This is a genomic window from Rhizobium sp. P1_B8, assembly GCF_056406515.1.
This window is the reverse complement of record NZ_JBFTZZ010000022.1, coordinates 146,183-152,396: the sequence shown is the minus strand read 5'-3', so window position 1 is coordinate 152,396 and position 6,214 is coordinate 146,183. Positions and strand designations below refer to the sequence as shown.

At 61.0% G+C, this 6,214-nt stretch carries 4 protein-coding genes and 3 pseudogenes; 2 read left to right on the top strand and 5 right to left on the bottom strand.

The features are described from left to right. Positions 1 to 412: pseudogene (rsgA, locus tag AC1D2N_RS24625) on the top strand (GTPase RsgA); the annotation flags it as partial. Here rsgA and acs read toward each other — a convergent pair. Beyond that, positions 374 to 1,810, bottom strand: a pseudogene (acs, locus tag AC1D2N_RS24620) (acetate--CoA ligase); the annotation flags it as partial. The pseudogenes rsgA and acs overlap by 39 nt on opposite strands. A 1-nt stretch (position 1,811) precedes the next feature. Here acs and AC1D2N_RS24615 point away from each other — a divergent pair. After that, positions 1,812 to 1,994: pseudogene (locus AC1D2N_RS24615) on the top strand (DUF1236 domain-containing protein); the annotation flags it as partial. 436 nt (positions 1,995 to 2,430) lie between these two features. On the opposite strand, the gene AC1D2N_RS24610 reads toward AC1D2N_RS24615, so the two are convergent. From AC1D2N_RS24610 to virB10, 4 genes are all read right to left on the bottom strand, one after another. Further along, entirely contained in the window at positions 2,431 to 3,453 is a 1,023-nt protein-coding gene (locus tag AC1D2N_RS24610) for an extracellular catalytic domain type 1 short-chain-length polyhydroxyalkanoate depolymerase (protein ID WP_018516993.1), read from the bottom strand. Continuing rightward, positions 3,450 to 3,899 (bottom strand): NUDIX hydrolase, encoded by a 450-nt coding sequence (locus AC1D2N_RS24605; RefSeq protein WP_477982190.1) that lies wholly within the window; start codon positions 3,897 to 3,899, stop codon positions 3,450 to 3,452. The genes AC1D2N_RS24610 and AC1D2N_RS24605 overlap by 4 nt, the downstream gene beginning before the upstream one ends. 91 nt (positions 3,900 to 3,990) lie before the next feature. Next, positions 3,991 to 5,031 (bottom strand): P-type DNA transfer ATPase VirB11, encoded by a 1,041-nt coding sequence (gene virB11, locus AC1D2N_RS24600; protein ID WP_168278830.1) that lies wholly within the window; start codon positions 5,029 to 5,031, stop codon positions 3,991 to 3,993. Between the two features lie 7 nt (positions 5,032 to 5,038). Next, positions 5,039 to 6,214, bottom strand: coding sequence for a type IV secretion system protein VirB10 (gene virB10 / locus AC1D2N_RS24595; RefSeq protein ID WP_168278828.1), 1,176 nt, complete (start codon positions 6,212 to 6,214; stop codon positions 5,039 to 5,041).

Sequence of the window (6,214 nt, the reverse complement as noted above, 5' to 3'; positions counted from 1 at the left end):
CTGGTGAACACCATGACCGGGCCTGAATCTGACACAAAGCAAAAGACAGGCACCATCCGCGAATATGACGCGCAGGGCCGACACACAACCACCGCACGATCCCTGCATGCAATTTCAGGCGGCGGCTGGGTCATCGATACCCCAGGAATAAGGACGCTTTAAGTGAGTGATGTTACCGACGGTATCGACCACCCTCTTTGCCGAAATAACCGAACTGGCGCCGCTTTGCCGCTTTCGCGACTGCACCCATGCCCATGAACCGGAGTGCGCCGTTCAGGCAGCTGTCGCAAGCGGTGCCCTGGTCGCCGATCGCCTGGAACGCTGGCGGAACCTGCTTGCAGAAAATCGCGACCGGACACCGGTCGTGAGCGGACCCCGCGGCAACAAGATCGTCCGCAAGAAGAAATATTGAAAGTGTCGAACGTTCGCGACGGTGCTTGGGCAGGCCCGGCGCGAACTGGATCTTGTCGGGCGAGGCGATCGGGCCGATCTCGGTGCGGACATGGCCGACCAACGCCGTGCGCAACTCGTCGGAGCCCTGCACGCCCGCCATCAGCGTTACATAGCAATAGATGCCCTGGCCCTTGATGTCGTGCGGATATCCGACGACGGCCGCTTCCGACACATCGGCATGCGAGACCAGCGCGGATTCGACCTCGGCGGTGCCGAGCCGGTGGCCGGAGACGTTGAGCACATCGTCGACGCGGCCCGTGATCCAGTAATAGCCGTCGGCATCGCGCCGGCAACCGTCGCCGGTGAAATATTTGCCCTTGTAGGTGGCGAAATAGGTCTGGATGAAGCGCTCATGATCGCCATAGACCGTGCGCATCTGGCCGGGCCAAGAATCGGTGATGCAGAGATTGCCGTCCGTGGCGCCATCCAGCACCTTGCCCTCGCCATCGACTAGTTCAGGCTTGACGCCGAAGAATGGCCGCGTCGCCGAGCCGGCCTTGAGGTCGGTGGCGCCGGGCAGCGGCGTGATCATGATGCCGCCGGTCTCGGTTTGCCACCAGGTATCAACGATCGGGCAACGGTCGTCGCCGACCACGTGATAGTACCATTCCCAAGCCTCTGGATTGATCGGCTCGCCGACGGAACCGAGCAACCGCAGTGATGAGCGGCTCGAGCACTTGACGAAATCGTCGCCCCCGCCCATCAGCGCACGGATCGCCGTCGGCGCGGTGTAGAAGATGTTGACCTTGTGCTTGTCGATGACCTCCCAGAATCGACCCTGATCCGGATAGTTCGGAACGCCCTCGAACATCACCGTCGTGGCGCAATTGGCGAGCGGTCCGTAAACGATATAGCTGTGGCCGGTCACCCAGCCGACATCCGCCGTGCACCAATAGATGTCGCCCTCGTGATAATCGAAGACATATTGATGCGTCATCGAGGCGTAGACGAGATAGCCACCGGTCGTGTGCAGCACGCCCTTCGGCTTGCCGGTGGAGCCCGACGTATAGAGAATAAAGAGCGGATCTTCCGCGTTCATAGGCTCCGGCGGGCAGTCGGCGCTGACTTTGGCGCATTCCTCGTGATACCAGAGATCTCGGCCAGGCGCCCAGCCCGTCGAGTTGCCGGTGCGGCGCACGACGAGCACGTCCTTGACCATCACATAGCCGCGCGCGGCGATATCGATCGCCTTGTCGACATTGTTCTTGAGCGGAATGGGCTTGCCGCCGCGCAGGCCTTCGTCGGCCGTGATCACGAAGGTCGATTCGCAATCGATGATGCGGCCGCCGAGCGCGTCCGGCGAGAAGCCGCCGAACACCACCGAATGCATGGCGCCGATGCGAGCGCAGGCCAGCATGGTCGACTTCACGGTTTCCGTCGGGGTGAAGATCCCGAAAAAGGTACGGCTGGAACCGCTACCTCCACGCATCGTGAAGATCGTTCCGCAATATGAAAGCTACCGCTTCTTCATCCTTGCCGACGGGCGGATCGTCATCGTCGATCCTTCTGCATTCACCATCGTCTACATCATTGCGGCATAGCAGCCGGTGCCTCGGCGGCCTTCCGCCGCCGGGGCGCTGCGCGAAATTCCGCGCGCGGTCAGCACGGTATGGGCAATCTGGCGTTGGAACATCGAAGGTGGCACGACGAAAGCTCGGTACACAGGACCTATTATCCGAGGATTTGTATCATCTTCGTATGGCGAGGAAAGCTGCCCGATCGAATAGGCTGCCCTGGTTCGAGGTTCAAAGAAGTAAGACAGGAAGCGATCATGCGTTATGTCAGCGTAGGCGGCGTGGTTGCCCGAAGCCCCATGGCGGACGGGCCCATAGCGAGGGGTTGCAGGAGGGCGCGGGTCACCAGCAGTGTCAGCTGCTCGAATGCAAGCCTGGCGTTTCGTTGCCCGGGGACGATGTATTCGTCGCACCCTTCGCTGAGAGGAATTTGCCGGCTACCGCCGAACTTGCTGCGAGCTGCTTATATTCGAAACCTCGACAAACCCCACAATCGCATCATCTCCGCTGGGGCTGATATTTCTACCGGGATCACGTAGGGGTCTCCAGATCGTAGCGCGGTGACGCTCTTGCGCTTCTTGATCGGAAGCCCATGGCCCATATTGGCGACCGAATAGAGGGCCACTTTCAGCTGGCCGCTCATCTTCCACGACTGCAACCTGCCCCATGGTTTTTCCTCCAAACGGCCGCTGCTCTCTGCAATGCCTTGGACTTCGAGCCACTGAGCAACACAAGCGAGCGCATTCACCGGCTTGACCACCCGGTCTTCCATGCCCTGCCAGATGGTTATCGCCGGCCATGCCTTGGCTTCCGGGGAAATCTCAGCGATGGGTCTTCCCCATCCGCCCAGTGGCGGCGTCGCACCTGACTTCATCGCGCGCAGGGCCGACATCGCATCGCGGGCAGATCCGAATGGCATGCCGGCGATGATCGCGGCGCCGGCAAACAGTGAGGGATAGTTAGCTACAAGGGCGCCCGTCATCGCCCCGCCGGCCGACAGCCCAGCGACGAAGATCCTCGAACGGTCAATGCGATGTCGCTCACATATGTGCTCGATCATCTGCTTGATTGAACGCACCTCGCCGCGGTCTCGAGCCACGGCACTTGGTCGAAACCAGTTGAAGCAATTTTGCGAATTGTTTGCTCTCTTCTGCTGCGGATAAAGAAGAGCGAAACCGCGTTCTTTCGCGAGCTTGGAGAAGCCGGCCGCGGCATCCAGACCTTCGGGAGTCTGATGACAGCCATGAAGCAAGACGACAAGAGCGGGGTTCTTCGGCAGCCGCGTCGTCGGGACAAAGGATTTCATCACCAGGCGGCCCGGATTGCTTCCAAACGCGGTTGTCTCGACTAATATCGGTTTCCGGGGACGGGATGTTGTACGTTTCGTTCTGCCTCGGGTCGCTTTGACAGCTTTCTCGATCTGCTTGCTGATTTTCTTTTGGGCTCTGAGGGCCTTTAACAGCGATCTGCCGAAACCGAGCTTCATAGGTCCAGCTTCTCAACCCGCGACAAGAGCGTTCGCAGACTTGGCTGGGCGGCGTCGCGCACGGCGTCTTTCAGTGGAAACCATTGTGTCTTACGGATGCTCTTCTCGGGAAACTCGTCCGCGATCCTTAAGACCTGCAGAAGATGGACGGCCACCCGGTAGTGGTTGGGACCCGTCTCCTTTCGATACGAAAACGAACCGAACACGGTCTCGTCGACGATGCCGACCACTCCGCCTTCCTCGAAGGCCAGTGCCGCAGCGGTGCTGGCTTCACCATCTTCGACGCGCCCCTTCGGAATGCCCCAGCGGCCGTTTCGTCGGCTGCCTACAAAAAGGGTATCAAGTCCACCGCCTTCGGTACAACGGTAGCAGAGAGCACCAGCCTGCGCGACGTTGCGACCAGACAGGGTTTTCGTAAGTTCCGTCTGGGCGTCTTCGTTGAGCATTGTCTGCCTCCGGTTCGAAGCCCGCGCAAGCTAGCTGGGAGACTTTCAAGAGTCCAGTTTGCTTCAGTCCTGGCGTGTGGGAACCAAGGCGTCAGCAGTTTCGACGATCGCTGCGAGGAACATCGACGACCTTGGTTTCCGCGGTGGCCCGATAGTAGATTTCAGTCACCCGAAACCGACCATCGACGCGTTTGCACTGAACGATGACGTCGATCGCGATCTTCAGCATCTCTCGTATGTCGTTTCGCTCCAGATCTCGCCCGCCGTCGGATTCCTTCACCAGCAGTGTCAGCTGTTCGAATGCAAGCCTTGCCGAGTCGGCGTGGACGGTGGTGATCGAGCCCGGATGGCCTGAGTTCACATTGCGAATGTAGTAGAACGCTGTTCCGTCGCGGAGTTCCTGCAGAAGAATTCGATCCGGACGCATGCGCAGGCAGGATTCAAGCAGATCCTTCGCCCCGACCCTGGCCAGCCCTTGGCCGCCCTTGGAATAGAAGAGGCGGACATGGTTCGGTTGCGGGATGACGAGCTCGGGCGTGTCTTCGATCGAGATGATGCGTTCGCTGGCGGGAATATGGCGGATCAAGGCCTTCGAAAGGGTCGTCTTGCCGGAGCCCGTTGCCCCGGAGATGATGATGTTCTTGCGCGCATAGACCGCTTCTTGAAGGAAGGCGGGGTATGACCCTGTTCGAAAAAATTCCAGGAGCCTACGGTCGACTGAGGAGATGTCCGCCTCCTCGCTTGCCACCTCGGCAAACAAGCCGCCTTGATCAAGGTCGTTCAGGCTCAGCGACACAGACGAGGGCTTTCTGATGGTGATGCTGACAGTTCCCTTCGTCGTCGCCGGCGGGATCACGATCTGAATGCGCTCGTCGCCCGGCAGCGTTGCCGAGAGGATGGGCCGGGTTTCGTCGATCGACTGGTTGGAATAGCTGGCGACAGCCCGCGCCAGGCGCATCAGCTTGTCAAACGATAGCTCCGGCACGTCGTGGGTTTGCCAACCGGCCGTTCCCTCGGTGACGACCTGGGTTGGCCAGTTGACGATGACCTCGTAGAGGGACTTGTCGCGCAGGAAGGGCGACAGCGGTACCAGCAGCTCGCGCACGACGACGGAGTCGGCTCCCTCTATCATCGCCGGGCTATTTCGTGACCAAGGTCGAGGCTTGACGGAAGTCGCCAAGAACCGCCCGATCGTAGATGCGGTTGCGCGGTTCGCTCACGCGAAGCCGATAGACGCTCGAGAAGTCGAGATCACGCGCCACGAAGATCGAGACCAGCTCTCCTTGATGCTTCAACAGGGTCGGCGGAATATTGATCGACTGCTCGACGGCGATGGTCGCGGCCTGCTTGCCGGCGCTCGTCGTGTTGTCTGCCTCGACATCGCTATCCTGCAGCTGGCTGCTGGCGTAGGAAGTGGCGTCGCCGACGATGGACAACAGGATCGCGCTGCCGAAACGTTCCCACCAATGGGTATCGACATAGCCGTCGACACCGGCGCGCCCAAGGGCATCGGTTGCCGGCGACGCCAGAGTGACGATCACGCCCGTCGGCGTTTTTGCCCGGTTCCAGAGGACAAACAGGCGTTTCTGGCCACGGCGAAGGCCGCCGCGATATTCGCCGACGACCTGCGTGCCCTTCTCCATCAGCACGACGCGGCCGTTGTCCGACAGGACGTCGCGGTTGATGACACAGCTCGTGAACCCGGGTTGGTCGGAGGAGAGTGCTGTCTCAAGGACGCATGGAATGGAGGTTCCCATGGCGACGATGAAGTCACGATTTCCAAGGGTTCCGGCGCGCGAGCCTTGCAACTGGGTCGGCGTCAGCAGCCGATTGAAGCGCTGGTCCTCGTTTTCCGCCTGGGCAGAGAGATTGCCCGGGTTGTTTCCCAGCGGCAGATAGTTCGAGGTGGCGTCAGTGCTCGCATCTTCGTCCTGACGACGGGCCGGCGGTGATTTCTCGCCACCATAGGCGATGACCGGCGCACGGCGGGCGGCGTCGAGGAGTTTCTCATCCTCGCCCATCTGCTCGGGCATGCCGGGCGTTGGCAGGAGGATTTCCGGCGGCGCGGCGACCGGCTGGACCGGCTCCTTGGCCGGCTCGAAATCGGATGTCTGACGGATGACGACGCGCTCGGGCTGGACCCCGTCGGCGGGCTTCTCCTGCCCGCGCATCGACCAGAGCGCAAAGCCGACGAAAGCGACGATCGCCAGCGCCACCACGCCACGTCTCACCGCCGGATTGTTCTCGGGGCCTCGAGCCGTGCCCGTTTCGGCGCGCTCACCAGGAATGTGGGTGCTGTTGTCTTCCTCGGCCAT

Bases quoted from the DNA above. Each gene is read 5' to 3' on its own strand.
- virB10 (WP_168278828.1), bottom strand. From the start codon at position 6,214: ATGGCCGAGGAAGACAACAGCACCCACATTCCTGGTGAGCGCGCCGAA.
- AC1D2N_RS24605 (WP_477982190.1), bottom strand. From the start codon at position 3,899: ATGCTCAACGAAGACGCCCAGACGGAACTTACGAAAACCCTGTCTGGT.
- virB11 (WP_168278830.1), bottom strand. From the start codon at position 5,031: ATGATAGAGGGAGCCGACTCCGTCGTCGTGCGCGAGCTGCTGGTACCG.
- AC1D2N_RS24610 (WP_018516993.1), bottom strand. From the start codon at position 3,453: ATGAAGCTCGGTTTCGGCAGATCGCTGTTAAAGGCCCTCAGAGCCCAA.